This window comes from Komagataeibacter sp. SM21 (assembly GCF_041402665.1).
Lineage (GTDB): Bacteria > Pseudomonadota > Alphaproteobacteria > Acetobacterales > Acetobacteraceae > Komagataeibacter > Komagataeibacter saccharivorans.
Window position 1 is genome coordinate 223,592 of record NZ_JBGLOV010000001.1, and the last position, 26,870, is coordinate 250,461.

The following is a 26,870-nucleotide window of genomic DNA, read 5'->3' on the forward strand; positions in this document are numbered from 1 at the left end:
CATGCGTGTTTTGCCCATATGGCCGATGCGTGATGTGCGTGCATACTCAGGCGAAAAGGAAACATGATGCACGACTGGCAGGCGGAACGGGACTGGCCACTGCTGACACGGGGACTGGCGGGACGACTGCGGCAGGACTGCATGCCCCGATGGCTGGATTTCGTACGTCATCCCTTTGTGCAGGGTATGGGCGCGGGGACGGTCAGCCCCGATGCGTTCAGGAATTTCCTGATTCAGGATTACCTGTACCTGATCCAGTATGTCCGTGCCTGCGCGCTGGCGGTTCATAAAGCGGATAGTGTTGCGGGCATGCGGCATGCCGCCCAGCTTCTGTCGGGCATACTGGATACCGAACTGTCGATGCATGTGGCGTATTGCCGGGGATGGGGGATCGAGGAAGCCGATCTTGAGGGGGCGGAAGAATCGCTCGAACTGCTGGCCTACAGCCGTTTCATCCTTGATCGCGCACAGACGGGCGACCTGCTCGATCTGCTGGTGACCATGGCTCCCTGCCTGATCGGCTATGCGGAGGTGGGCGCGCGACTGCATGCTGATCCCGCGACCCGGCGGGAGGGAAATCCCTACTGGTCATGGATCGCGCTTTATGGCGGGGATGAATATACCGCGCTGGTGGAAGATGGTATCAGCCGCCTTGAGCAGGTTGGCGCGGCCTATGGCGCGCAGATGCGTTATCCGGCCTTGCGGCGGGAATTCGAAACCTCGGTCCGTCTGGAAACGGCATTCTGGGCCACGGCGCGCTGCGGCTGAAAGGGCGTGATCTCGGCACTTTTCTGCTGACAGGCCGGGCGGCATGAATGGAAGACAAGCTTCCGGCTGATATGGAAGTTCGCCAGCATGCCCGCTACCGCGCCCGCGGCCAGCGCCAGCACGGGGTTGGCCTTGAAGACCGGGGAGAGGTGGAACATCATGAACACGCAGCCGCGGTTCAGGAAGAAGCCCAGCGAATTGCCCGCAAGAAAGCGCAGCCACTGGATAACGAAATGATGCTGGTTGCCCGCCTTGCGGAAGGTCCACAGCCGGTTGACGAGCCAGTTGATCGACGCCGCAATAAAATAGGCCGCAATTGTGGCGGTCGTCAGTCCGATGAGCGGACGCAGGCTGTAAACGGCTGTTGTGTCCCAGAATAGCCCAAACAGGCCGACAATTCCGAATTTCAGAAATTGTGTGACTTTCTCACGGGAAAGCTGGGGCAAGATGGTATCCTTCTGCCTGCATCGAGTGGAAGGGCCTTGCTATCGGACAGATGCGCGACAGACAGGCTTGTTACCGGCAGGCACCTCATAGGGGAATGAGGCCGGAAATAAAAGAAATGAAAAGTAATAAAGGGAGCAGATGACTGCTCCCTTTATTGACTGCCAGATCAGTGCAGGATGATTTCCACGCGACGGTTCTGGGGCTCACGGGTGTCGGGACCTGTGGGCACCAGCGGGTGTGCTTCGCCGTAGCCATGGATGTCGATGGCATTGGCGGGCACGCCGTCACGGATCAGTTCCGCCTTCACGCTATCAGCGCGACGCAGGGACAGACCCATGTTGTACTTCTCACCACGCGGGCCGGGGTGGGCCGCGGAGTTATCGGTGTAGCCGTTGACTTCGATGCGGGTGGTCTGGATGTGGGTGGAAGCCTGAGCGGCTTCTGCCACGATCTCACGCGCACGGCCGGTCAGGGCGGAGCCGTCCCAGTCGAAGAACACCAGATAGGTGCGGGCTGCTGCCGGCGCGGGCGGCACGACGGCGGGAGTCGGCGGCGGCGGCGGCGGCGCGTTGTTGAACGCGTAGCGGACGCCTACGATGAACTGGTGGTTGAAGCGGTGGTCGAAGCTTGCATGGCCGTCACCAGCGGTGAAGTTGCCCATGGTGAAGCTCTGCGGCTGACCGATCATGCGGTATTCGGTGGTCATCTGCAGGCCCGGCACGCCCGGGATGTCATAGGCTGCACCGACGATACCCTGGTAGGCGAAGCCACCCTTGGTGCCGCTCAGGCTGCGGGCGCCCGACGGGTTGTTCGCGCCGACGGTAACGTTGTGGGCGTTCTGCCACAGGTAACCGGCACCGACACCGACGAACGGCGTGACAGGCACGTCGATGTTGAACAGACGCTTCAGGTCGATGTCATACAGCACGTTGACGAAGCCGCCATAGGAGCGGTCGCTGCCCTTGTCGCCACGGGACTGGCTGTAGATTTCGGACCAGTTGTAGTCGCCTTCGACTTCCGCACGCAGGCCGTTGCCGAAGCCCCAGCCAACTGCACCGAAACCGGTCCAGCCATGACGGTGGCCAAGCTTTTCACGGCCCGGCTCGCCGGGGGTGCCTGCACCGGAGTTGGTGTCGGCAAAGTGCCCGTGCTGGGTCTGGGTCAGGTTGTAGCCACCGCCGATATCGACATACGGGCCGGTGATGGTCGTGGCCTTGGCTGCGAACGGTGTCGCTGCCAGCAGGCTGGTCGCCAGCAGAGCAGAGCGGAGACGCATATGATCATCCTTCCTCATGTTATTACTTCTTTGTAAACCACATCTTTCGCGTGATGCGAAGATTAATCGATTTCACCAGATCAAACACAGTGTGCTTCAGGTGGTTTCATTCTGTCTGTTATCCAGACGCGGCAGAAAGGTGACACCATAGCGACGCATGCATATGCAAGTGTTTTTTCTGTTTAATAACAACTAATTATATGGGCTGTATCAAAGCAGGCACAATCTTGTAATAAAAGATTTAGAGTATTTTGTGGCAAAATGGACACAAAGTTACGATAGCCTACTGAAGATAAAGAAACGTTTAGAAATAAAAAAAGGGGGCACCGAAGTGCCCCCTTTCCGGTAGTCGCCCTGCGCTGGATCAGTGCAGGATGATTTCCACGCGACGGTTCTGGGGCTCACGGGTGTCGGGACCTGTGGGCACCAGCGGGTGTGCTTCGCCGTAGCCATGGATGTCGATGGCATTGGCGGGCACGCCGTCACGGATCAGTTCCGCCTTCACGCTATCAGCGCGACGCAGGGACAGACCCATGTTGTACTTCTCACCACGCGGGCCGGGGTGGGCCGCGGAGTTGTCGGTGTAGCCGTTGACTTCGATGCGGGTGGTCTGGATGTGGGTGGAAGCCTGAGCGGCTTCTGCCACGATCTCACGCGCACGGCCGGTCAGGGCGGAGCCGTCCCAGTCGAAGAACACCAGATAGGTGCGGGCTGCTGTCGGCGCGGGCGGCACGACGGCGGGAGCCGGCGGCGGCGGCGGCGGCGCGTTGTTGAACGCGTAGCGGACGCCTACGATGAACTGGTGGTTGAAGCGGTGGTCGAAGCTTGCATGGCCGTCACCAGCGGTGAAGTTGCCCATGGTGAAGCTCTGCGGCTGACCGATCATGCGGTATTCGGTGGTCATCTGCAGGCCCGGCACGCCCGGGATGTCATAGGCTGCACCGACGATACCCTGGTAGGCGAAGCCACCCTTGGTGCCGCTCAGGCTGCGGGCGCCCGACGGGTTGTTCGCGCCGACGGTAACGTTGTGGGCGTTCTGCCACAGGTAACCGGCACCGACACCGACGAACGGCGTGACAGGCACGTCGATATTGAACAGACGCTTCAGGTCGATGTCATACAGCACGTTGACGAAGCCGCCATAGGAGCGGTCGCTGCCCTTGTCGCCACGGGACTGGCTGTAGATTTCGGACCAGTTGTAGTCGCCTTCGACTTCCGCACGCAGGCCGTTGCCGAAGCCCCAGCCAACTGCACCGAAACCGGTCCAGCCATGACGGTGGCCAAGCTTTTCACGGCCCGGCTCGCCGGGGGTGCCTGCACCGGAGTTGGTGTCGGCAAAGTGCCCGTGCTGGGTCTGGGTCAGGTTGTAGCCACCGCCGATATCGACATACGGGCCGGTGATGGTCGTGGCCTTGGCTGCGAACGGTGTCGCTGCCAGCAGGCTGGTTGCCAGTAACGCTGCGCGAAGACGCATGTTTAAGTCCTTAAAGTCTATTGTTGCAGGGCGGGCCCTGTTCTTGTGGTCCGGGCAATGGTTTTGCCCCGATACAGGGCAGCCTGAGATTACCCGCAAGCTATGATGCGGGGCTTAGCGTGTCTGAAGCGGCTTGAGAATGGGCTAAATGGTGCAAGCCGGACGGGTGTGACCAAAAAAACACATATGTCACGGGTATCTTTGGTGATGCCGATCAAAAGACGTGAGTTTATAAGGGTTTTTCCGATATTGCCGATAGATCTCCTTATTTTGCATAGGTCATTATTATAAACGGAAGACCTCTGCTTTCTTCCGTTTCAGGCCCGGACGATTCGACAGGAAAGGGGGAATGCCGGTGCATTCCCCCTCTGCCTGATCAGGAATATCGTTTGCAGGCCGTTTCGGTTCCGATCAGTGCAGGATGATCTCGACACGACGGTTCTGGGGCTCACGGGTATCTGGACCTGTGGGCACCAGCGGGTGTGCTTCGCCGTAGCCATGGATGTCGATGGCATTGGTGGGCACGCCGTCACGGATCAGTTCCGCCTTCACGCTGTCAGCGCGACGCAGGGACAGACCCATGTTGTACTTCTCACCACGCGGGCCGGGATGGGCCGCGGAGTTGTCGGTGTAGCCGTTGACTTCGATGCGGGTGGTCTGGATGTGGGTGGAAGCCTGGGCGGCTTCTGCCACGATCTCACGCGCGCGGCCGGTCAGGGCGGAGCCGTCCCAGTCGAAGAATACCAGATAGGTGCGGGCTGCTGTCGGCGCGGGCGGCACGACGGCGGGGGCCGGCGGGGGTGGTGGCGGCGCAGTGTTGAAGGCGTAGCGGACGCCCACGATGAACTGGTGGTTGAAGCGCTGGTCATAACGGAGTCGGGTGCTGTCATGACCCAGCGGGCCGGAATAGGACTGCTGTATGAAGCCGTTATCGAAGGATTCGACCTGCCCGATCATGCGGTATTCGGTGGTCATCTGCAGCCCGGCAACCCCGGGGATGTCATAGGCGGCGCCCACGATACCCTGATAGGCGAAGCTGCCATTGGTGCCATGCTGGCTGATGGCGGTCTGCAGTGCGGTGGTGCTGTTCACGTTTTCCCACAGATAACCGGCACCGACACCGACGAACGGCGTGACAGGCACGTCGATGTTGAACAGGCGCTTCAGGTCGATGTCATACAGCACGTTGACGAAGCCGCCATAGGACCGGTCGCTGCCATTGGTCCTGCCATGCATGGGGTGCCCTTTCGGGTCGCCCGTGGTGGCGCTGATGCTGCTCAGGTCCGACCAGTTATAGACCCCTTCCACCTCGGCCCGCAGGCCATTGCCGAAGCCCCAGCCGAAGGCGGCGAAACCGGTCCATCCGGCACCATGGCGCACCTGTTCGCGTTCATGCAGGCCGGGGTCGATCCCTTTGTCAAAATCGCGGACGATGGCGGGCGACGCCCCGTTAAGATAGGTGTTGTTTATGGCGTCACGCCGTTCCACATCGTAATTATGGACATGCTGGGTCTGGGTCAGGCTGTAGCCGCCCCCGATATCGACATAGGGACCCGTAATGGTCGTGGCCATGGCGGCAGCCGCCGGGGCCGCGATTATGGGAGTCGCCAGTAAAGCCGCGCGAAGACTCATGTTCCCATCCTTGAAGCTTGATCAGGCGGCTTCGTGTTGGTGGAAAATGGGGGCATGTTCCACATCGGCCTGATACAGGTTGACACAATCGGCCTTCGGGCCGTTATCGCTGTGCCGATGGGTCTGTGCGGGAAAGGGGAACTGGTCCTGTCCGCACAGGGGCCATGGCCCGATCGTTGTGCGGTGCAAGGATTGAAATAAGGTAAATGCCCCTTCCCGCTGTCAGGGGAAGGGGTAACGCGTTGTAAAAAAGTCACATGGCGGTGATGGGCGGATCAGGGCGTGCAGCCATCAGCGCGCAGGACCTCGATCACGGCGTCATCGGGCACGTCACGGCAGGTGAAGGCCCGGCCAATGCCGCGCACCAGAACAAAGGACAGGCGTCCGTCGCGCATTTTCTTGTCGCGCTGCATGTTGCGCACAAGTTGCGTGGCGGAGAAATTGCGCCCCGTATCGCTGATCCGCGCAGGCATGGACAGGCGTTCAAGGTGGGATGTCACGCGGTCCAGATCCGCCGCCGCGCAGTAGCCCAGCCGGACCGACAGCATGAAGGCCAGCCGCAGCCCGATGGATACGGCTTCCCCATGCAGCAGGCTGCCGTTGTAGCCCATTTCCGCTTCCAGCGCGTGGCCGAAGGTATGGCCAAGATTGAGCAGCGCGCGGCCATCGGCCGTGCGCTCCTCGCGTTCATCATCGCTTACCACCCGTGCCTTGAACGCGCAGGCCATGCCGATGGCTTCGGCCTGGGCTGCGGGATCACCCGACAGCACGCCCGCGCCATGGCGTTCGCACCAGTCGAACAGTCCCGCATCGCCCAGCAGCCCGGACTTGACGATTTCAGCATAGCCCGCGCGCAGTTCGCGCACCGGCAGGGTGGCAAGGGTGGAGGTATCGGCCAGCACCGCGATGGGCTGGTGGAAGGCCCCCAGCAGGTTCTTGCCAAACGGCGTGTTGATGCCGGTCTTGCCGCCAACCGACGAATCCACCTGCGAAAGCAGCGTGGTCGGGATCTGCACGAAAGGCAGGCCGCGCAGCGTGGTCGCGGCACAGAAACCCGCCAGATCGCCCACAACGCCGCCGCCCAGTGCGACGACCGTGGTGCCACGCTCCACATGCGCTTCCAGCAGGGCGTTGGTCACGCGCTCATACATGCTGATGGTTTTTGATCCCTCACCGGGCGGGATGGTGATGACCTCGGCGCGGATGCCGGTTTCCTCCAGCCCTTCCAGCAGACGGGGCAGGTGCAGGGGGGAAACGGTTTCGTCCGTCAGGATCATGACGCGCTTCTGCGGCAGAACCGGGGCCAGCAGCGCGCCTGCGCGGCGGATCACGTCCGGGCCGATCATGACATCGTAGCTGGCCCGTTCCAGCCGCACGGGCACGCGCAGGGGCTGCTGGTTGTGTTTCAGGGCCTGTATGACGCGCTCGGCGCTATGTTCCACGTTGTCGTCTCCACAATCCACGATGATGTCAGCCTCCGCATAGACGGGATGGCGTATGCGCATGAGATCCGCCAGCACCGCATGGGGCGGTGCGGCGTTGAGCAGCGGCCGGTGCGTACGTTCCGCCACGCGCTGCACCAGAACCGGTAGCGGGCAGCGCAGCCAGACGGAAACGGCATGCTCGCGTATACCCGCACGCGTCCGTGCGTCCATGAATGCCCCGCCCCCTGTCGCCAGCACCACCGGCGGTCCCGACAGCAGGCGGCGCAGGACAAGCCTTTCGCCCCGGCGGAATTCCGGTTCGCCATATCTGTGGAACAGGTCGGCAATGGTGCAGCCGGCGGCGCGTTCGATTTCCTCATCCGAATCGACAAAGGGCATGCCCAGCCGCGCGGACAGGATGCGCCCGATGGTCGTCTTGCCCGCCCCCATCAGCCCCACCAGCACGATGGTACGTCCGCTGCCTTCGCGCCACGGGGTGGTGGGACCAACGGCATTGAGGTCGAGGGGGATGGTGAGGGATGGGTCCTCCGGACTGGGCCGGTCGGGGGGAATCGGGCGTGACATGAACGGCAACCTAACATACAGCAGGACGGAACCGGTAGAGTCCGCGGTCAGGGGCGGCCCCGCATGGGGCGGGTGGGCGCTCCGCCAGCCCCGGCAGCGGAACACCGGCATCTGCAGGATATGGGAAGCGGTTGGATGGTCCGTATTTTTATTGCCGTAATAGGCGTCGTTGCGGTGTGCGGCGTGGGGGCATTTGTCTCGCTGGGTGCGTTTCCGCCCGCGCTGGTGGCGCATGACGTGCACAAGGATATCCCGATGGCGGCGGCCCCCGCGCCGGCTCCGATCGCCGCCCCGATGGGCGTGGCAAGCGCCCTGCCGGTCGCCCCGCTGGCCCCCGCGCACTAGGCTGCGGGCGATATGGGCATGGACGCCGTCGATGCCTTTCTGGAAATGCTGGCGGCTGAACGTGGCGCCGCGCTGAATACCATCCGCGCCTATGCCCGCGATCTGGCGGATATGGAGCGTGAACTGGCTGCGCGCGGGCTTACGCCGCTGGATGCGGGGGAAGGCGACCTGCGGGAATATCTGTCCGGTCTGGCCGGGCAGGGGCTGGCCCCGCGCACGCAGGCGCGCAGGCTGTCATGCCTGAAGCAGTATTTCCTGTTCCTTGCACGTGAGGGACTGCGACCGGACAACCCCGCCGCCCTGCTGGAAGCACCCAGGCTGGATGCGCCGCTGCCGCGCTTCCTGTCGGAAGGGGAAGTCACGGTCCTGCTTGCGGCGTGCGAACCGGATGCGGATGCAACGCCTGCGCGCAGGCGGCGGCTGCTTATGGCGCGTGCGGCGCTGGAAATGCTGTATGCGTCGGGCCTGCGCATATCCGAACTGCTGTCCCTGCCGCGCCGTGCGCTACAGGCCGCGCCGGGTATGATACTGGTGCGCGGCAAGGGGGGGCGGGAACGAATGGTGCCCCTGTCCGCGCGTGCGCGTGCGGCGGCGCATGCGCTCATGGACATCGATTCCGCGCGTGGAAGTCCCTTCCTGTTTCCCGGCAGGGGAAAAAGCCAGCCCATGACCCGGCAGGGATTCGACCGCATCCTGCATGACGTGGCCCTGCGCGCGGGACTGGACCCGCAGCGGCTTTCGCCCCATGTGCTGCGCCATTCCTTCGCCACCCACCTGCTGGCCCATGGCGCGGACCTGCGTGCGTTGCAGGTGCTGCTGGGGCATGCGGATATCGCGACGACCCAGATCTATACCCATGTCATGCTTGACCGGCTGCGCGATGCGGTGGCGGCGCATCACCCGCTGTCGGAAACCATGGCGGCGGATGCGGAATAGGTAAAAATGCACGGCAGGGAAAATTCCCTGCGTGAAAATGTTTGGCTGGCGTGCAGGCTGTGCTATCGGCAGCGCATGCGCCAGTTTCTAGATTTCGAAAAGTCGGTCGCCGAGCTTGAGAACAAGATCGACGAGCTTCGCAGGATGTCCGGTCCGGACGGGATCAACATTGCGGAAGAGATCACCCGGTTGAGCGAGAAAGCCGACCGGCAGTTGCGTGCCGCCTATGCCAAGCTGACCCCGGGCCAGAAGGTGCAGGTCGCACGGCATGCCCAGCGGCCGCATACGGTCGATTACATCAGCACGCTGATTACCGAATTTTCGCCGCTGGCCGGTGATCGCCTGTTCGGCGAGGACAAGGCCATCATCGGCGGTATCGGGCGTTTCCGTAACCAGCCGGTCGTGGTGATCGGGACCGAGCGCGGCGCGGAAATCGAAACGCGGCTAAAGCATAATTTCGGCATGGCCCGGCCGGAAGGCTACCGCAAGGCGCAGCGCCTGATGAAACTGGCGGGGCGATTCGGCCTGCCGGTCCTGACCTTTATCGACACGTCCGGCGCATGGCCGGGTATCGATGCCGAAGCACGCGGTCAGGCGGAAGCCATCGCCCGCTCCATCGAAACCTGCCTGACCGTGCCCGTGCCGGTCATCGCTACCGTCATTGGTGAGGGCGGATCTGGCGGCGCCGTGGCACTGGGTGCGGGCGATCGCGTGATGATGCTGGAACACGCGATCTATTCCGTCATCTCCCCCGAAGCGTGTGCATCCATTCTGTGGCGTGATCCCAAGCAGGCCGCCGCAGCCGCCGATGCGCTCCGGCTTACGGCGCAGGACCTGCTTCAGCTCCGTCTGATCGACCGGATCATTCCCGAACCCCTGGGTGGCGCGCAGCGTGAACCGCAGGTTGCGATTCGCGCCGTGGGTGACGCCATCGCAGCCGAGCTGCCTGCGCTGCTGGCAAAAGATCCCGCGCTGCTCAAGGCGCAGCGACGGGAAAAATTCCTCGCCATGGGGCGTGAGGCCGTAGCCTGATTGTCGGCTCCGTGCCAGCAGCCTGCCTTGGGGCAGGTTACTGGCACGGTCCTGATTTCAGCTTTTGGCCGGTTCGCCTTCATACGGCTCGAAGCCAAGTCGTGCGATCATGTCGCGCACGGCGGTGGCGGCGGCCGATACGGCCTGCGCATCCGTTCCCTTGCACAGCAGGCACACCCCGCGCTGGGTTTCATCCAGACGGTAGGGATAAGACCCGATATCAATGGTGGGGTAGTGATTCTGGATCGCTTCAAGCGGGGCGGCCAGCGCGCCTTCATACAGTCCCGTCGCATGCCATGCCCGTGACGTGACCGGCGTGCCGTGGGGCAGGGTGGGCAGCACTTCTTCAAACATGGCGCGCATGATGCGGGGCACACCCGCCATGACATGCACGTTTCCCATGCTGAAGCCCGGAGCGACCGATACGGAATTGCGGATTGGTACCGCCCCCTGCGGCATCGTGGCCATGCGCTGACGGGCGGCGTTGAATTCACCGGGTGCGAAATGGGCTTCCAGCAGGCGGAAGGTTTCCGCGTGGTGAACCCATGGCACGCCGAACGATTCCGCGACGCAGGCGGAGGTGATATCGTCATGCGTTGGCCCGATGCCGCCGGTGGTGAACACATTATCGTAAGCGGCACGGGCTTCGGTCACGGTGCGCACGATGACCGCGCGGATGTCCGGTATGATGCGGACTTCGCTCAGGGTAATCCCGGTTTCGGACAGGCGGCGTGCAATATACTGCACGTTCACGTCCTGTGTCCGGCCGGACAGGATCTCGTTGCCTATGACCAGCAGGCAGGCGGTGGGGTTCATGAAGCACATTCCACTATATTGCGGGCAGGAGCATTTTCTCCCCATCCTATAACGACAGGCCGCCAACCGGAAGGAGAAGCCATGGACACGGCAGCAATGCCACAACCACGTTGCGTATGGGACATTCAGGCGCAACTGGGGGAAGGGCCGGTATGGTCCGCGCGTGAACAGGCGCTGTATTTTGTCGATATCGTGGGCCACGCCATCCATCGTTTTCATCCCGCCACAGGGGCGCGGTCATCATGGCCCACGCCGAAACGGCCCGGTTTCGTGGTGCCGGTCAGTGACGGGACGCTGATGTGCGGGCTGAAAGATGGCCTGTACCGTTTCGACCCGGCATCCGGCGATTTTCGGTGCGAGGTCGCGGTGGAACCGGGCGTGCCGGGCAACCGGATCAATGATGGCTGTGTGGATTCCATGGGGCGGCTGTGGTTCGGCACCATGGATGATGGCGAAAGCACGCCCACGGGTGCGTTGTATTCCGTAACCCGCAAGCCCGATGGACTGTGTGTCCAGCGACATGACGAGGGGTATATCGTCACCAACGGGCCTGCCATCTCCCCCGATGGCACGAAGCTGTATCACAATCATTCCCCTGCCGGGATCATCTATGTCTTTGATCTGGCGGCAGACGGGGAACTGACCAACCGGCGCGTCTTTGCCCGTCTGGCGGATGGCTATCCCGATGGCGTGGTGGTCGACAGCGCGGGTGTCCTGTGGGTCGGGGTATGGAACGGGGGGCGGATCGAACGTTTCCAGCCGGACGGCACGCGGCTCGAACCCATCACCGTTCCGGCGCAGAACGTAACGAAAGTGGCTTTTGGCGGGCCTGACCTGCGGACCGTGTACATCACCACCGCGCGCAAGAACACGCCAGACGGGCGTCTGGCAACCCTGCCGCAGGCGGGTGGCCTGTTCAGCATGGCGGTGGAGGTGGCGGGTCAGGCGCCCACCATGTTCCCGGCCACCGAAATGGCCGAGATGGCAGCGCTGCCAGATATTACGAAGGGCTAGAAGCTACAGCAGGTCCTGCAGCAGCGGGACCAGCGGGCGGTCGGCATCGGGCATGGGGTAATCACGCAGCCCGGTGGCGGGCACCCATTCCAGTTTCTGCCCTTCGCGGGGGGTGGGTGTATTTTTCCAGCGGTGGCAGACATAGACGGGCATGAGAAGATGGAAATGCCCGTAATCGTGGGAAATGAACGTGAACGGGGCAAGGCAGGAGCGGGCGACATCCAGCCCCAGTTCCTCATCCAGTTCCCGTATCAGCGCCTCTTCCGGTGTTTCGCCCGCCTCGACCTTTCCACCGGGGAATTCCCACAGGCCGGCCATGGATTTGCCTTCCGGCCTGCGGGCCAGCAGGACACGCGCATCCGAATCGACCAGTGCGACAGCCGCCACCAGCACGATCTTGCGGCCACCATCCGGTGCGGTTTCCGCCGCCCCGTTTTCGCCTTCACCGGCAAAGTCGGCATGACGCGCTTCAAACAGGCGGACGGGATATTCCCCCCCGCGTGAGACGAATTCCTGTGATCCCGTCCCGTTTTCACGAAAGCCGATGCGGCGCAGGACCGCGACCGAGGCATGGTTGTCATGGGCGACCGATGCCGTAAGGCGGTCCACCGGCAGATTGGCCAGCGCCCAGCGGGCAAGCCGTCCCGCCGCCGTGCTGGCAACCTTGCGGTTCCAGTGCGCGCGCCCGACCCAGTAGCCCAGCGTGCAGGACCGGTCGGCTGGATTGATGCGCAGCCCGATGCAGCCGATCAGCGCATCAGGCTGGTCCGACTGCGGGCAGGTGATGGCGAAGTGATAGGCTTCGCCACGCCGGGCCTGCTCGATGGTGGCGGCGATCCATTCCTCGGTCATGGAAAGGGCGTAGGGGAACGGAACGCGGCTGAGCATCCGCACCACGCTCCAGTCATTGATCAGCCTGTGCATGGTCCCGGCATCGGACATGCGGACTTCACGCAGCCTGTATTCACCGGCCTCCAGCACGGGGCCGGTTCCCTGTCCATTGCGTTCAGGCATGCGGCTGGGGCGCACCTGTGGCGATCGGCGCAGGCGTATCCTGATCCGCGGGCAGCCCGCATTCCGCCAGAAGCGAACGCAGGTTGCAGATGACGGGGAAGATTTCCTGATTCCGGTCGCCGCCCTGTTCGTTCCACGCGGCCTGTTCCAGTTCCACGATTTCCCGGTCCTCGCGGAAGATCCGTTCGGTGAACGCGGTCAGGAACGGCCATGCCAGATCCAGAACGCCCGGAATGCCCGGCCGCTTGATGGACAGCAGCCCGAACACCCGGTTGGTCAGTTCGGCTTCATCCTGCGGCACATAGGCGATCCACAGATCCATGACCGGGGCATTGTCGCCGGTCTGGATATGAAGGGTCTGGTAGGGATAGACCGTGCGGATGGTCATGACATCGCGGAAGGCGAATTTCTCGCTGTTGTCGCGCTTCTGGCCAAAGATCAGCGCTTCCCCCAGCGGCTGCTTGCCGCCGGTGCGCGCGAAGCTGTAGCGGGCTTCCACCAGTCCCGGTCCGCGTTCCTGCCCCAGGAAGCGCGGCTTCATCTGGCCCATCTGCTTCATGTGCATGAACTGATGGTTCATATCCATCAGGTTTTCATGCATGAAGCTATAGTGGCAGTTCACAAGCTGGCCGAACCGGCGGGTCTTGTAGGCCGGGTTCGCAACTTCCGCCAGCCGGGGCAGGGGTGTTGTATCCGCCTTGGCCACATCGCCCGGAAAGACGAAGATCAGCCCGTCCATTTCCCGCACGGGATAGGTACGCACCCCGTTGGGCAGCTTGCCCTTGCCAAGGTAGGGCACGTCGATGCAGCGGCCCGAACGGCCATAGGCCCATCCGTGGTAGCAGCACTGTACGGAGTCACCCTTGACCTGTCCCTTGCTCAGCGGGACCTGCCGGTGGGCGCACCGGTCTTCCAGCGCGAAAACACTGCCCCCTTCGCGGGGACGTACGAGGGCTATGGGCTGCCCCGCATAGCGGGTGCCGATGGTCTTGCCCGGTTTCAGTTCCCGTGACCAGGCAACGGGATACCAGAAATCGGGGTTGGCACGGATTCGGCGCAGGTCCCGCCCGTTGACCGGGGCGGTGGACTGCATGCTGTCAGGCGGTGACGACTGATCCATTGTCTCTCTTGACTGTTAACGGGGCATGGCAGCCGGATGTGCCATGGGGCGGGATGCCGATTGCAAGGGGGCACTTGTTCCCAACCGTATCCTGCCACCACGGCGATATTAAGGATGTTTTTTACGGGCAGGGCAAATGGTTCAGTCTTTTAATTATTTTGTAATCTATCGCCGTGGTTTCCCCCGCCTGCCCGATGCTGTCGCAACGGGGGCGGGGTGGATGGTGTAATTACGGGCCGGGGGCGAGTTCGGCGCTCAGATCCTCGATGAACTGGAATGCGACGCGGCCCGACCGCCCGCCCCGCGCCAGCGACCACGCATTGGCCCGCCGGGTCAGTTCTTCATCGCCGATCGGCAGCTTCCGTTCCCTGGCGTAGCCCCGGACCATGTCCATGAACGTATCCTGCGCACAGTTATGGAAACCGATCCACAGGCCAAAGCGGTCTGACAGCGATACTTTTTCCTCCGTTGCTTCGGAGGTGTTGATCGCCGTCGAGCTTTCGTTCTCGATCATCTCGCGCGGCATGAGGTGACGGCGGTTGGATGTGGCATAGAACAGCACATTTTCCGGCCGCCCCGCGATGCCGCCATCCAGAACGGATTTCAGGGCCTTGTAGTCCGCGTCTTCGCGTTCGAACGACAGGTCGTCGCAGAATACGATGAACCGGCGCGGACTGGACCGCAGCAGGGCCAGCAGTTCGGGCAGGGTGGCCAGATCCTCGCGCTGGATTTCCACCAGCACCAGCCGCCCCCTGCCGGGGCTTGCGGGTCTGCCGTCCACCATGTTGGCCTGCGCGTGCGCAGCCTTGACCAGCGAGGATTTACCCATCCCCCGCGCCCCCCACAGCATGGCGTTATTGGCCGGAAGCCCGCGTGCGAAGTGCAGCGTGTTGTCCAGTATCATCTGGCGCTGCCGTGCGATGCCCTGCAGCAGTTCCATCTCGACATGCGCGACATGGGGCACGGGGGTCAGCCGTCCCAGCGAGGGATGCCAGATGAAGGCATCCGCCCCGTCCAGCCCGGCAAGGGAGGGGGCAGGCGGCGAAAGCCGTTCAAGGGCCGCGGCAATACGTTCAAGCAGGGGCAGGGTGTTGCTGTCCATCGTCGATCCTGATTCAGCATGGCGAATACGGTGGGCATGCCACCGGGTGATCCGGAGCGCGTTGGCCAGTTGCGGCAGGCGAACGCCTTGACGGGAAACAGGCGAAAACTATGGTCCGCATGACAAACCTGCAACCCGTTCAGTTTCCCCTTGTGCCGGAAAGATAGCAATGCCTTCCATTTTCAACGATTTCCTGACCACGCCTGCCCATGCCCAGTCCGCCGGTGGCGGTTTCCTGAGTGCTGATGGCCTTATGGCGATGCTGCCCTACGTGGCCATGTTCGCCATTTTCTATTTTCTGCTGATCCGCCCGCAGCAGCTCAAGCAGAAGCAGTTGCGCAACAGCCTCGCCGCCATGCGTCGTGGCGACCGCGTGCTGACCGGGGGCGGCATCATTGGCGTGGTGCAGAAGGTGCAGGCGGAGTCGAACGAGGTCGAGATCGAAATCGCGGCGGGCGTGCGTGTGATGGTGCTGCGTGATACCATAAGTTCGGTCATCACAAGCTCCGCCACCCCGGCCAATGACAGCGCGCCGGAAAAGACCGCAAAAGACGCCTGATCCCACCTTTTCGCCCCTTCCTGACCGGTTGGGGGCGAACTTCCACTGCGTTGTGCCGTTCTTTACTGAAAGCAGATGGAGGCATAATGCACAGGCAGTCCGGCATCGCGCAGACTGGCCCCGCCGTCCGGACCGGGTCAGCGATACGTGGGCGGGCGGGACTGGCCGCCGGGCTTGCAGCCCTGTCCGGCATCCTGTTCGGGCTGGATACGGGGGTCATGTCCGGCGCACTGGATCTGGTGGCGCAGGAATTCATCCTGTCGGATTTCCAGCGCGAATCGGTCGTCGCCATCATGCTGCTGGGCGCTGCGTTTGGCGTGATCGGCGCTGCGTGGCTGTCCTACGTATGGGGTCGCAAGCGCACGCTGGTCCTGACCGCCGGGCTGTTCATATTCGGCCCGCTGTTATGCGCTGAAGCCGAGACCTTCCGCGCACTGCTGATCGCCCGGCTGCTGCTGGGCATGGCTACCGGGGCGACCACCTTCGTCACCCCCCTCTACATCGCTGAAATCGCAGATTCAGGCCGCCGGGGTGCGATGATACTGGGCTACCAGCTCATGATCTCGCTCGGGCTGCTGTCCGCTTTCGTGTCCGACGGGCTGTTTTCCTATTTCGGGGGATGGCGGTGGATGCTGGGCATCGTGGGCTTTCCGGGCCTTGTGTTCATGATGGGCGTGCTGTTCCTGCCGCCCAGCCCGCGCTGGCTTTTGGCGCAGGGACGCGAACGGGATGCGCGCCGTGTGCTGATCGAACTGCGGGGCCTGCCCCGGCTGGTCACGGCGGAACGCAATGCGATCATGGCGCGGCTGGGAACGCGCGGGGATGGTATTACCAGTTTCATCAACAACCCCAACTGCCGGCGCGGGCTGTGGCTCGCCGTGGCGTTACAGGTGGCGCAGCAGTTCTCCGGCATCAACGCGGTCCTGTATTATGCCCCCCATATCATCGGGCTGGCGGGGTATGGGCACGATGTGCAGGTGTGGGGGCCGGTCGGGGTTGGGATCATCAATTTCCTGTCCACCTCCATCGCCATGACATGTGTGGACCGGGTGGGACGCAGGCCCATGCTGATCTGCGGCTTCGCGCTCATGGCGGTGGCCATGGCGGGACAGGCGATCATGTTCGCGGGCGGCGAACCCCCGACGGAGGGCATGCGGCTGCTGATGGGGGCGTTCATGCTTCTGTTCGTGGCGGCGTTCGCTTTTTCCGCCGGTCCGCTGGCATGGCTGCTCTGTGCCGAAATCCTGCCGCTGCGGGGGCGGGAGTTCGGCATGGCGTGTTCCACCTGCGCCAACTGGATCGCCAACCTGCTGGTCAGCGCCACGTTCCTCAGCGGTCTGGAAATCTTCGGCACGAACCGGGTGCTGTGGGGTTATGCAACGCTTAACGCGCTGTTCATGGTGATGGTCATCCGTCATGTGCCCGAAACACGGGGCATGACGCTGGAACAGATCGAGACCGAACTCATGCGCGGCACGCCGCTGCGCACGCTGGGGCGGGACACGCGATAAGACGGCAGGGAATGAAGATTTCAGGACGCGGATACAGAAAACCCGGCGCAAGGCCGGGTTTTCCACATCGTGCCTGATGGATGGGGATCAGGCGGACTGGAGCTGCGCTTCGGCGAACTCGTAGTTGGCCAGCTTGTCCAGGTAGTTGACGATGTAGTCGGGGCGACGGTTGCGGAAGTCGAGGTAGTAGGAGTGTTCCCACACATCCAGACCCAGCAGCACCTTGCCCTGGCCTTCGGCCAGCGGGTTGGAGCCATTGGCGGTCTTCGTCACCTTCAGCTTGCCGTCGGAAGCCAGCACCAGCCATGCCCAGCCCGAGCCGAACTGCGATGCGGCGGCTGCCTTGAAGTCAGCCTTGAACTTTTCGATGCTGCCGAAATCCTCGACCAGCTTCCTGGACAGGGAATCGGGAATCGCCCCACCCGCCGGTGACAGGTTGTGCCAGAACAGGATGTGGTTCCAATGCTGTCCCGCATTGTTGAACACCGGCGCCAGGTCAGGCTTGCCCTTGACCGTCAGGATGATTTCCTCGAGCGACTTGCCCTGAAGTTCCGGCTTGGATTCGACAAAGCCGTTCAGGGCCGTCACATAGGCCTGATGATGCTTGTCATGATGCAGTTCCAGCGTTTCCTGGCACATGCCACGGTTGGCCAGCGCATTGTAGGCGAAGGGAAGGGACGGCAATTCAAAAGCCATGAACATTCTCCTGGAAAGTGCAAGGGGCGGCCTGCGACCGCCATACCAAGATTGCTATGGGGGCGGAGCGGGTGCGTCAAGTGACGGTCCTATGACCATGCCCCTCCGTTCCCTCGTGGGGCAAACGCCATGACCGGCCAGATGGATGCACCCCAATCCGGGGAAGTGGCCTTTTCCACCATGCAGGCCGCGCGTCAGGTCGACCCGGACCGTTTCTTCTGTTCGCTGTTCCTGCCCCCTGCCGCCCGTATCGCAGCCCTGACGCTGATTACCTTCAACCATGAATGTATCCGGGCGGTGGGTACATCGGCTTCATGGTCGGTCGCCGGTCCCATGGCGGGGCTGATCCGCCTGCAATGGTGGCGCGACGTGCTGGAAAGCGGCAACGCGCAGCGCCATGACACGGCACGCGCCGTCCTTGACCTGCTGGCGCGTGGGGCAGTGCGGCGTGAAACGCTGGATGGCATCATTACGGCACGGGAATGTGAACTCGATGGCCTGCCGGACAGGCCGACATGGCAGGCCAGCATGCTGGACGGCGCGGGCGGCGTGCAGGTCGCCATGGCCGAAGCCGCTGGCGTGACCGATGCGGAACAACTGGCGCGCATCCGGCTGATGGGCGGGATTTATGGGGTGGGCGCGCTGGTGCGCTACCTGCCTGTCGTGCTGCACGGCGGGCGCTGCCCCCTGCCGGATGATATGCTGGCCGAAACCGGCCTGACCCGTGATGGCCTGCGCACCGGGCAGGCGACAGCCACCCAGATCGCCACCCTGCGCGATGGACTGCGCCAGCAGGGACGGGACTGGCTGGCTATGGTGCGCGGCGAGGGCGCGCGCCTGCCGCGTGCCGCCATGTCGGCTGGACTGCCTGCCATACTGGGCCTGCGCGACATGCGTCCCCACGCCATTCGGGGCGAGGGCACGCAGCCGCGCGGTCTGGGTGACAGGCTGGCCGTCATGCGCGCCCTGCTGCGCCGCCGGATATAGGAACCCACGCCTGAGCATTTTCCCGGCAGGCATGGGGCAGGCGGTCAGGGCGTGTTGGTCACCAGACTTTCCATGACAGCGAACAGGGCGGAATAATCCTCGTTCGGGTGGCGACGGCGAGTGAGTGACAGGCTCTGCGTCGCGGCGGCCATCGCTGGCAGCGGGGCGGTCTGCCGGGCCGCATCGGTCATGAGCAGGCGCATGTCCTTCTGCATGAGGCGCGTGGGGAACTGCGGGCTGAAATCACCCTCCTTCGCAGCTTTCAGCTTGCGCTTGTGGTGGGGGGAGATGACCGGCACCGCATCCAGCGCATCGAACAGCATGCTCCGGTCAAGTCCTGCGGCCAGACCATAGGTCACCCCCTCCGCCACGACGGCGAGTGTCGCGCCCATGATGCCGTTGATGACCAGTTTCAGCTTCGACCCGCTGCCCGCCGGGCCGGCATGGATGGTCAGGCGGCCTATGGCATCGAAAACCGGCTGCGCGCGCGCGATTTCGTCCGCCGTGCCACCTGCGAGGATGACGAGATTGCCCGATTCCGCTTCCGGCGTGCTGCCCGCCACCGGGGCATCGATGACGGCGATGTTGCGCGTCGCACATTCCTGCGCCAGCGCGACGGAGGTTTCCGGTGCGACCGTGCTGGTATTGATCAGCAGGCCACCGGCCTTCAGCCCGGCCAGTGCGGCATCGGGGCCGTGCAGGGCGCTGGCAAGTGCTTCATCATCAGGCACGCAGGCGATCAGGATATCGGCTTCCTGCGCCAGTGCGCGCGGCGTGGGCACAAAGCGCGTGCTGCCGTCTCCGCCCTTGCCCGACGGGGTATAGGCGGCGATCCGGTATCCTGCCTTCACCAGATTTGCGCCCATGCGGGAGGCCATGGCGCCGAATCCGACAAAACCGATCAGGGGAGCGGTGGACATGCGTGTTCTCCTTGGTTTGAATGCACACGGTCCGGTTGTGGGGGACCTGCGCCAAAGTGACGCCCAGCATGCATGAGGTCACGCAGGGATGTCACGCGGGGCAGGGGCCTCGCATAAAGATGATGGCAGGGAAGGCCGGGGGGCTGTGGCATCAGGACCAACGGCCAGTCCGTAACCGGAAAAAGAATAGAGATGATGCGGTCCCTGCGTTTTTTTGACGATCTTGCCCAGACCATAGCCAGCCATCCCCCCATGCAACTGGGCGTGGTCTATCCATGCAGCGTGCCGGCGTTGCAGGCCGCGGCTGGCATCGCGGCGCGTGGTCTGGCCGTGCCGACGCTGATCGGTCCGGCGGCGTTGATCCGCCAGATGGCTGCAGCCTCCGGGATCGACCTGACCGCGTGCCATATTGCCGATGTCGCAACGCCTGAGGACGCAGCCCGCCATGGCGTGCAGATGGCCCATGGGGGCAAGGTGGCGGCCCTGATGAAAGGCTCGCTCCACTCCCGCATCTTCCTGCATGAACTCGGCCATCACGAAGGGGGGCTGCGCACCACCCGCCGCATGAGCCATGTGTATGTAATCGACGCCCCGCAGGCCCCGCGCGTGCTGCTGGTTACGGATGGGGCGGTGAACATCGCCCCCGAAATCGATATGCGGCGCGATATCGTCCAGAACAGCATCGACCTTGCCCGCATGCTGGGGCTGGACCAGCCGAAGGTCGCGCTGCTCTCGGCAGTGGAAATGGTCAACCCTGCGCTGCCTTCTACGCTGGACGCGGCGATCCTGTGCAAGATGGCCGAACGCGGGCAGATCACCGGCGGCATCCTTGACGGGCCGCTGGCCTTCGATAACGCCATCAGTCCCGAAGCCGCCGCATGCAAGGGCGTGGTGTCCCCCGTGGCCGGGCTTGCTGATATTCTGGTCGCCCCTGATCTGGAGGCGGGCAATATTCTGGCCAAGCAGATGACATTCATCGGGCAGGCACAGGCCGCAGGCATCGTGATGGGCATGCGTGTGCCCGTCATCCTGACCAGCCGGGCCGACCCGGTACCCGTACGCATGCTGTCGTGTCTGGTGGCCGCCGTCATGATCCGCCACGGCTATGGCGGGAATCCGGTGGCCAGCATGGATCAATGCGGATGACGCTGCGATGTGATGTGTGTAAGGAGGGGCGGCCCGCTCGCGCGATAGTGTCCATGGGGCCGGGGCCTGCCTTCAGGGCGGCAGGCGCGGTTGCGCGTCCCTGCGTCCGCCGTGGGGCGATGCGATGGACCGGGTTCCTCGCGCAGAGATGATGCCCCGCCTCGTCCCACATGGTGGCAAGGAAAGGGCTGACAGAAATGACGACGGCGACACTCCGGCGGGTATGGGCACCCCATGCGCGCCACCGCCGCCGTCAGACATGAACGTATGAAACAGGCCGGGTTCCCCGCGCCGCCGGGTGGCTGCCCGGTCCAGCCGATGAACAGCCACGCAGCGGGTTTCCGATGCCGATCCGGAGAAAGCCATGACCTCGAATCCCTCATCCTCCGCTTCCACCTATGATGTGGTCCTGATTGGCGGCGGGATCATGAGTGCAACACTGGGCGCGCTGCTGCGGCAGCTTGAGCCCAACCTGTCCATTGCCCTGTTCGGACGGCTCGATGATGTGGCGCTGGAAAGTTCCAATGCGTGGAACAACGCGGGCACGGGTCATTCCGCCCTGTGCGAACTGAACTACACGCCGCTCCGCCCGGACGGGAATGTGGATATTTCCAAGGCGGTCGCGGTCAACGAAGCCTTCCAGATCTCGCGTCAGTTCTGGTCCTATCTTGTGGAAACGGGACAGATCGCTTCCCCGCGCGATTTCCTCAACCCCATCGCGCATATGAGCTTCGTCTGGGGACCGGAAAACGTGGATTTCCTGCGCAGGCGGCATGCGGCGTTGCAGGATCATCCGTTATTCGAAGGCATGTCCTTCTCGACCGATGAGGCGCAGCTTGCCCAGTGGATGCCGCTGGTCATGCAGGACCGCGCGCCGGGCCAGCCGCTTGCCGCCACGTGGCACCCGGCGGGAACGGACGTGAATTTCGGTGCGCTGACACGCCGCCTGATCCAGCTTCTGCAGGGCAAGCCTGACTTTGAACTCAACCTCGCCCATGAAGTCGAGGACCTGAAGCCCGCAGGCAACAATGAATGGGATGTATCGGTCCGCGCCATGCATGGCGGGGCGGAGCGCAAGGTGCGCGCGAAGTTCGTGTTCATTGGTGCGGGCGGTGGCGCGCTGCCGCTTCTGCAGAAAAGTGGCATACCCGAAGCGCACGGCATTGGCGGTTTCCCGGTCAGCGGCCAGTTCCTGCGCTGCACCAATCCCGATGTCGTCGCCCGCCATCATGCCAAGGTGTATGGCAAGGCGTCGGTCGGTGCGCCCCCGATGTCGGTGCCGCATCTCGATACCCGCGTGATCGATGGACAGCGCGGGCTGCTGTTCGGGCCGTATGCCGGGTTCTCGACCAAGTTCCTGAAGTCGGGATCGTGGCTGGATCTGCCGCGCTCGATTCGCATGGACAATATCGGGGCCATGATGGCGGTCGCCCGCGACAATATGGCGCTGACAAAATACCTGATCCAGCAGGTGCTCCAGTCCAATGAGGACCGGATGAAGGCGCTGCGTGATTTCGTCCCCACCGCCCGCAAGGAAGATTGGGAACTGATTACCGCGGGCCAGCGCGTGCAGGTCATCAAGAAAGATGCGACACGCGGCGGCGTGCTTCAGTTCGGGACGGAGGTCGTGACCGGTGCCGGCGGGTCCGTGGCGGCCCTGCTGGGGGCATCCCCCGGCGCATCCACGGCGGCCCCCATCATGCTGACGGTGCTGCAGCGCTGCTTCGCCAGCCGCATGCCGCAGTGGGATGCCCGCCTGCGTGAGATCGTGCCGTCCTTCGGCACGCGACTGGGGCAGGATGCGCAGATGTGCGCGCAGGTGCGTGAGCGCACCCGTAAGGTATTGCAGTTACAGGGCTGAAGGCAGGTTCCCCGCCCGGCTGTCCGGGCGGGGATGGCCGTTATTCGTCGTCGTTTTCGCTCATCTGGTCCGCCGGGTGGCGAACGGGCGGCGCAGGCGCGCGCTGGGGCCGGTTTTCAATCTGGCGACGCATGAAATGGGTGGCGATATCCGCCAGTTCGATGAACTGGTCGGCCTGACGGCGCAGTTCGTCGCCAATCAGCGGTGGCGTGGTCTTGATCGATCCGACCACGGTGGCCCGCACGCCCTGACGCTGCACGGCTTCCAGCACGCGGCGGAAATCGGAATCCCCGCTGAACAGCACCGCATGGTCGATATGCGGGGCCATTTCCATCATGTCCACCGTCAGTTCGACATCCATGTTGCCGCGCACCCGGCGGCGGCCGTTATGGTCGATGAATTCCCGCGCGTTCTTGGTCACCAGCGTATAGCCGTTATAGACCAGCCAGTCCGTCAGGGGCTTCAGCGGAGAATATTCTTCGGTGTCCAGTACGGCGGAATAGTAATAGGCGCGCAGGACGTTTGATTTCGAGCGGAAAAACTGCAGCAGCTTGCGATAGTCGACTTCAAATCCAAGGTTGCGGGATGCGGAATACAGGCTGGTGCCATCTATGAAGAGGCAGAGCCGATCCTGTGGTTGAAAAAACATTTACGGTCAGTCCCTGAAACAAGAAAGTGGAGATGTCGCGGTCACGTTAAATTTCGTTATGGGTATGTATTCGGGCATCGAAGTGAAAGTTGTCGGACATAATGATTCATGGTGTATGAAGCCGGTTGCCTTCCAGAAGTTTCCTGTGGGGGGAATTACTAACCGACCGTGAACGCCCGGAATACAGTTTTCATATGACAATGCTGCAACCTCCTGCTTCCCTTACGGATATCGTGATTGCGGTGGGCGCGAACCTGCCGCGCGAAAGTGGTGAAACTGCGGCTGCCACCTGCCTGTGGGCGGTGGACGAACTGGGGCGCATTCCCGGCCTGTCGGTCGTGGCGGTGTCGCGCTGGTATGAAAGCGCGCCCGTGCCACCATCGGGCCAGCCACCTTATGTTAATGGCATCGTGCGGCTGTCGGGCCGGATCGATCCGGCTGGCCTGCTGGCCCGGCTGCATGAAATCGAGGCCCGCGCCGGGCGCAGGCGCACGGTGGTCAACGCCGCCCGGCCGCTTGATCTTGATATCATTTCCATGGGCGATCTGGTGCGCGCCAGTCCTGACCCCATTATACCACACCCGCGCGCGACGCAGCGGGCCTTTGTCGTGCTGCCGCTGCGCGATGTCATGCCCGACTGGCGCGACCCGGTTACGGGGCAGGGGCTTGACGCCTTCCTGCCCGGCGTGGCGGATCAGGACATCGTCGTGATGAAGGCCACGCCCGCCGACTGAATGCTTGCATCAGGACAGGGGTGGGGCTAGTAAGGTAAATTCTGATCCACGTAACCAATTAATAACCGGAGTTCAGGCCTGATGGCACGCGTCACTGTCGAGGACTGCGTTGAGCGGGTTCCCAATCGTTTTGAACTGGTGCTGCTGGCTGCCCAGCGTGCGCGCGCCCTGTCCCGGGGCGAGGAAATGACGGTTGACCGCGACAACGACAAGAACCCCGTCGTCGCCCTGCGCGAAATTGCTGACCAGACCGTCGGTCTGGACCAGATCCGCAGCGACCTCGTCCGCTCCCTGGCCCGCGCGCCCGAGCCTGAGCCCGCTGATGAGGAAGTGGTCGACCTGATCCCGACCGAACAGAACATCTTCGGCCTGCAGGATGTCTCGGCCGAGGAAGAGGCCCGCAATTCCGGCGGCATGACGGCTGAAGAACTTGAAGCCTCTGTCGAGGCGGCCCTGAGCGGACGGGGCCGGTAACATCTGGCGAAAGGGTGGAAGGTGACTGACCCGGTCAGATCGGAAACGACATCTTCTTCCATGCCTGTGCCTGCCACAGGTGGAGTGACCGAGGGTGCGGTGGCCCTGCCTGCCGTGCAGGGCGAAGGGGAGCGGGTCATCTCGTGCGAGGGGCTGATCCGCCGCATCCACGCTTATGACCCGTCGGCCGATGCGGACCTGATCCGCCGGGCCTTCGCGGTGGCGCAGGCCGCCCATGCCGGGCAGGCGCGCGACAACGGTGATCCCTACATCACCCACCCGCTGGCCGTCGCCAACATACTGGCGGGCTTCCACCTCGATACCGCATCCATCATTACAGCCCTGCTGCATGACACCATCGAGGATACGGGTGTCACCCAGCAGGAACTGCGCGACAAATTCGGCAATACGGTTGCCGAACTGGTTGATGGCGTCACCAAGCTGACGCGGCTGGAGCTTCAGTCCGACCGGACCAAGCAGGCCGAAAATTTCCGCAAGCTCGTGCTTGCGATGTCGCGCGATATCCGCGTGCTGCTGGTCAAGCTGGCGGACCGCCTGCACAACATGCGCACGCTGCATTACGTGCAGCGTCTGGACCGCAGGCAGCGCATCGCGCGCGAAACCATGGAAATCTACGCCCCCCTTGCCGGTCGTATCGGCATGGACAAGGTGAAGGGCGAACTCCAGAACCTGTCTTTCGCGGCACTTGAGCCGGAAGCGATGGCGACCATCCGCGCCCGCCTCAATTACCTGCGCGGGCAGGGTGCTGACGTTATCGAGGAAATCCGCCGCGAACTTCTGGCCCTGTGCGCCGATGCCGGGGTGGAAGGCGTGGATGTGACCGGGCGCGAAAAGACGCCTTATTCCATCTGGGAAAAGATGCAGCGGCGCAATGTCGCGTTCGAGCAGCTTTCCGACATCATGGCGTTCCGCATCATCGTTCCATCGCGGGAAGCCTGCTATATCGCGCTTGGGGCGGTGCATGGCGCCTATCCGGTTATTGCCGGGCGCTTCAAGGACTATATTTCCACCCCCAAGGCCAATGGTTACCAGAGCCTGCATACCGGGGTGACGCTGCGCCATCCGCGCAACCAGAAGATCGAGGTGCAGATCCGCACGGCGGAAATGCACGACGTGGCCGAAAACGGCGTGGCCTCGCACTGGCTGTATAAACAGTTGCCCGATGCGGGCGCCAATGGCGCGGCCAGGGGTGTCGTGTCCGGGCTGCGCTGGGTTCAGGACCTGCTGGACATTCTGGAAGATTCGGCAGCCCCTGACGAGTTCCTCGAGAACACGAAGCTCGAACTCTATCAGGATCAGGTTTTCTGCTTTACCCCCAAGGGGCAGCTCATTCCCCTGCCGCGTGGGGCGACGCCGGTCGATTTCGCCTATGCCGTGCATAGTCAGGTTGGCGATGCGTGTGTGGGTGCGCGCATAAACGGGCGGCTCATGCCGCTGCGCCATGAACTGCAGAACGGCGATCAGGTCGAGATCATGACCGCGCGCGGCGGCACGCCTTCGCCGTCGTGGGAACGCTTTGTCGTCACCGGCAAGGCGCGGGCGCGTATCCGCCGTCATGTCGCCCTGCAGCAGCGTGAAGCCCATCTGGAAAGTGGCCGTGTGGCGCTGGCCAAGGCGTTCCGGCAGGAAGGGGTGGACGGATCGGAAAAGGTGCTGGACAGCCTGCTCAAGGACCTGCGCCTGCAGACCGTGGCCGACCTGTATGTGGCCGTGGGCAATGGCAACCAGTCCGCGCGGGAAGTGGTGCAGCTTGCCTATCCCGAACTGCGTCGCGCGCCGCGTGCCCCGCGTATGGTGCCGGGCCTGTCCATGCGTTCCTCCGCCGGGGCGTCCGGCGGTGCCGCAGGGCGGCGCAGACCGGCAGCGGGCATGGCGCTGGCGGGCGTGGGTGCGGGCATGGCGGTGCATTTCGCCGGATGCTGCCATCCGCTGCCCGGTGACCGGATCGTGGGGATCGTCTCGACCGGCAAGGGGATCACGGTGCATACGCTGGGGTGCCAGACGCTGGAAACCTTTGCCGCAACGCCTGAACGCTTCATGGACCTCGACTGGGATTACGACCTGATCGCCCGCAATGCGACCGGGCACCATACCGGGCGGCTGAGCGTGGTGACGGCCAATGAACCGGCCATGCTGGCGACGCTGACCAATATCGCCACCAAGCATGAAGGCATCATGGCCAACCTGCGTATCGTCAACCGTCAGCTTGAATTCATGGAAATCCTTGCTGATATCGAAGTGCGCGACCTGCGGCACCTGACCGCCATCATGGTGGGGCTGCGTTCCGCCAAGGGCGTGGTTCAGGTTGAACGGGCAAGGGGTTAGGT

The 26,870-nt window shown here is 63.4% G+C and carries 25 protein-coding genes; 13 read left to right on the forward strand and 12 right to left on the reverse strand.

What is annotated here, in order from left to right; translation table 11 throughout:
• The first annotated feature begins 63 nt into the window (after positions 1 to 63).
• Positions 64 to 768, forward strand: a complete 705-nt coding sequence (gene tenA / locus ACBR42_RS00955) for a thiaminase II (RefSeq protein ID WP_102324614.1) — start codon at positions 64 to 66, stop codon at positions 766 to 768.
• Here the strand turns inward: tenA and ACBR42_RS00960 are convergent.
• The 5 genes from ACBR42_RS00960 to aroB all read right to left on the reverse strand — a co-directional run bounded on the left by ACBR42_RS00960 (position 690) and on the right by aroB (position 7,606).
• Entirely contained in the window at positions 690 to 1,214 is a 525-nt protein-coding gene (locus ACBR42_RS00960; RefSeq protein ID WP_102324613.1) for a GtrA family protein, read from the reverse strand. The two genes, tenA and ACBR42_RS00960, sit on opposite strands and share 79 nt — an antisense overlap.
• A 167-nt stretch (positions 1,215 to 1,381) precedes the next feature.
• Positions 1,382 to 2,491 carry an OmpA family protein gene (locus ACBR42_RS00965; protein ID WP_371207071.1) on the reverse strand — a complete coding sequence of 370 codons (1,110 nt, stop codon included), beginning with the start codon at positions 2,489 to 2,491 and terminating at the stop codon, positions 1,382 to 1,384.
• Between the two features lie 364 nt (positions 2,492 to 2,855).
• Complete coding sequence (locus ACBR42_RS00970) at positions 2,856 to 3,965, reverse strand: OmpA family protein (protein WP_102324611.1); 1,110 nt, start codon at positions 3,963 to 3,965, stop codon at positions 2,856 to 2,858.
• Positions 3,966 to 4,376: 411 nt separating this feature from the next.
• Positions 4,377 to 5,597 carry an OmpA family protein gene (locus ACBR42_RS00975; protein ID WP_371207073.1) on the reverse strand — a complete coding sequence of 407 codons (1,221 nt, stop codon included), beginning with the start codon at positions 5,595 to 5,597 and terminating at the stop codon, positions 4,377 to 4,379.
• Between the two features lie 275 nt (positions 5,598 to 5,872).
• A complete protein-coding gene (gene aroB / locus ACBR42_RS00980; protein WP_371207074.1) occupies positions 5,873 to 7,606 on the reverse strand; it encodes a 3-dehydroquinate synthase in 1,734 nt (577 codons plus the stop codon).
• Between the two features lie 135 nt (positions 7,607 to 7,741).
• Here aroB and ACBR42_RS00985 point away from each other — a divergent pair, with 135 nt between their 5' ends.
• The 3 genes from ACBR42_RS00985 (at position 7,742) to ACBR42_RS00995 (ending at position 9,919) form a co-directional block, all read left to right on the forward strand.
• On the forward strand, positions 7,742 to 7,951 hold the full coding sequence (locus ACBR42_RS00985; protein WP_102324609.1) for a hypothetical protein: 210 nt from the start codon (positions 7,742 to 7,744) through the stop codon (positions 7,949 to 7,951).
• A 12-nt stretch (positions 7,952 to 7,963) separates the two neighbouring features.
• Positions 7,964 to 8,887: a tyrosine recombinase gene (locus ACBR42_RS00990; protein ID WP_371207076.1), complete on the forward strand. Its 924-nt coding sequence runs from the start codon at positions 7,964 to 7,966 to the stop codon at positions 8,885 to 8,887.
• 75 nt (positions 8,888 to 8,962) lie between these two features.
• Positions 8,963 to 9,919, forward strand: coding sequence for an acetyl-CoA carboxylase carboxyltransferase subunit alpha (locus ACBR42_RS00995; RefSeq protein WP_371207157.1), 957 nt, complete (start codon positions 8,963 to 8,965; stop codon positions 9,917 to 9,919).
• 57 nt (positions 9,920 to 9,976) lie between these two features.
• Here ACBR42_RS00995 and ACBR42_RS01000 read toward each other — a convergent pair whose 3' ends face one another.
• Positions 9,977 to 10,735, reverse strand: a complete 759-nt coding sequence (locus ACBR42_RS01000) for a molybdopterin-binding protein (protein ID WP_102324835.1) — start codon at positions 10,733 to 10,735, stop codon at positions 9,977 to 9,979.
• A gap of 81 nt (positions 10,736 to 10,816) precedes the next feature.
• On the opposite strand from ACBR42_RS01000, the gene ACBR42_RS01005 reads away from it, so the two are divergent.
• On the forward strand, positions 10,817 to 11,749 hold the full coding sequence (locus tag ACBR42_RS01005) for an SMP-30/gluconolactonase/LRE family protein (RefSeq protein ID WP_371207077.1): 933 nt from the start codon (positions 10,817 to 10,819) through the stop codon (positions 11,747 to 11,749).
• A 3-nt stretch (positions 11,750 to 11,752) separates the two neighbouring features.
• Here ACBR42_RS01005 and mutT read toward each other — a convergent pair whose 3' ends face one another.
• The 3 genes from mutT to ACBR42_RS01020 all read right to left on the reverse strand — a co-directional run bounded on the left by mutT (position 11,753) and on the right by ACBR42_RS01020 (position 14,985).
• The gene (gene mutT, locus ACBR42_RS01010) at positions 11,753 to 12,763 is read right to left on the reverse strand and encodes an 8-oxo-dGTP diphosphatase MutT (protein ID WP_132305680.1); all 1,011 of its coding nucleotides are present in this window, start codon (positions 12,761 to 12,763) and stop codon (positions 11,753 to 11,755) included.
• Positions 12,756 to 13,856 carry a Rieske 2Fe-2S domain-containing protein gene (locus ACBR42_RS01015; RefSeq protein WP_371207158.1) on the reverse strand — a complete coding sequence of 367 codons (1,101 nt, stop codon included), beginning with the start codon at positions 13,854 to 13,856 and terminating at the stop codon, positions 12,756 to 12,758. The genes mutT and ACBR42_RS01015 overlap by 8 nt, the downstream gene beginning before the upstream one ends.
• A 256-nt stretch (positions 13,857 to 14,112) precedes the next feature.
• A complete protein-coding gene (locus ACBR42_RS01020) occupies positions 14,113 to 14,985 on the reverse strand; it encodes an ATP-binding protein (RefSeq protein WP_118962449.1) in 873 nt (290 codons plus the stop codon).
• Between the two features lie 169 nt (positions 14,986 to 15,154).
• Here ACBR42_RS01020 and yajC point away from each other — a divergent pair, with 169 nt between their 5' ends.
• Both yajC and ACBR42_RS01030 read left to right on the forward strand, forming a co-directional pair.
• A complete protein-coding gene (gene yajC / locus ACBR42_RS01025) occupies positions 15,155 to 15,544 on the forward strand; it encodes a preprotein translocase subunit YajC (protein ID WP_102324606.1) in 390 nt (129 codons plus the stop codon).
• An 86-nt stretch (positions 15,545 to 15,630) separates the two neighbouring features.
• A complete protein-coding gene (locus tag ACBR42_RS01030) occupies positions 15,631 to 17,055 on the forward strand; it encodes a sugar porter family MFS transporter (protein WP_180967519.1) in 1,425 nt (474 codons plus the stop codon).
• Positions 17,056 to 17,142: 87 nt separating this feature from the next.
• On the opposite strand, the gene ACBR42_RS01035 is transcribed toward ACBR42_RS01030, so the two are convergent.
• Positions 17,143 to 17,751, reverse strand: a complete 609-nt coding sequence (locus tag ACBR42_RS01035; RefSeq protein WP_102324830.1) for a superoxide dismutase — start codon at positions 17,749 to 17,751, stop codon at positions 17,143 to 17,145.
• 129 nt (positions 17,752 to 17,880) lie between these two features.
• On the opposite strand from ACBR42_RS01035, the gene ACBR42_RS01040 reads away from it, so the two are divergent.
• On the forward strand, positions 17,881 to 18,738 hold the full coding sequence (locus ACBR42_RS01040; RefSeq protein WP_110547150.1) for a squalene/phytoene synthase family protein: 858 nt from the start codon (positions 17,881 to 17,883) through the stop codon (positions 18,736 to 18,738).
• Positions 18,739 to 18,782: 44 nt separating this feature from the next.
• Here the strand turns inward: ACBR42_RS01040 and ACBR42_RS01045 are convergent, their stop codons facing one another.
• On the reverse strand, positions 18,783 to 19,658 hold the full coding sequence (locus ACBR42_RS01045) for an NAD(P)-dependent oxidoreductase (protein WP_371207078.1): 876 nt from the start codon (positions 19,656 to 19,658) through the stop codon (positions 18,783 to 18,785).
• A 192-nt stretch (positions 19,659 to 19,850) separates the two neighbouring features.
• On the opposite strand from ACBR42_RS01045, the gene ACBR42_RS01050 reads away from it, so the two are divergent.
• Together ACBR42_RS01050 and ACBR42_RS01055 are read left to right on the forward strand one after the other, a co-directional pair.
• Entirely contained in the window at positions 19,851 to 20,804 is a 954-nt protein-coding gene (locus ACBR42_RS01050; protein WP_371207079.1) for a bifunctional enoyl-CoA hydratase/phosphate acetyltransferase, read from the forward strand.
• Positions 20,805 to 21,168: 364 nt separating this feature from the next.
• Entirely contained in the window at positions 21,169 to 22,665 is a 1,497-nt protein-coding gene (locus ACBR42_RS01055) for a malate:quinone oxidoreductase (protein ID WP_371207080.1), read from the forward strand.
• Positions 22,666 to 22,705: 40 nt separating this feature from the next.
• Here the strand turns inward: ACBR42_RS01055 and ACBR42_RS01060 are convergent, their stop codons facing one another.
• Entirely contained in the window at positions 22,706 to 23,314 is a 609-nt protein-coding gene (locus ACBR42_RS01060) for an NYN domain-containing protein (RefSeq protein ID WP_102324601.1), read from the reverse strand.
• 194 nt (positions 23,315 to 23,508) lie between these two features.
• Between ACBR42_RS01060 and folK the strand changes: the two genes are divergently transcribed.
• The 3 genes from folK to ACBR42_RS01075 all read left to right on the forward strand — a co-directional run bounded on the left by folK (position 23,509) and on the right by ACBR42_RS01075 (position 26,868).
• Positions 23,509 to 24,048: a 2-amino-4-hydroxy-6-hydroxymethyldihydropteridine diphosphokinase gene (gene folK, locus ACBR42_RS01065; RefSeq protein ID WP_371207081.1), complete on the forward strand. Its 540-nt coding sequence runs from the start codon at positions 23,509 to 23,511 to the stop codon at positions 24,046 to 24,048.
• A gap of 81 nt (positions 24,049 to 24,129) precedes the next feature.
• Positions 24,130 to 24,522, forward strand: coding sequence for a DNA-directed RNA polymerase subunit omega (gene rpoZ, locus ACBR42_RS01070; protein WP_102324599.1), 393 nt, complete (start codon positions 24,130 to 24,132; stop codon positions 24,520 to 24,522).
• A 60-nt stretch (positions 24,523 to 24,582) separates the two neighbouring features.
• Positions 24,583 to 26,868, forward strand: coding sequence for a bifunctional (p)ppGpp synthetase/guanosine-3',5'-bis(diphosphate) 3'-pyrophosphohydrolase (locus tag ACBR42_RS01075; RefSeq protein ID WP_110547147.1), 2,286 nt, complete (start codon positions 24,583 to 24,585; stop codon positions 26,866 to 26,868).
• The last annotated feature ends 2 nt before the right edge of the window (positions 26,869 to 26,870 follow it).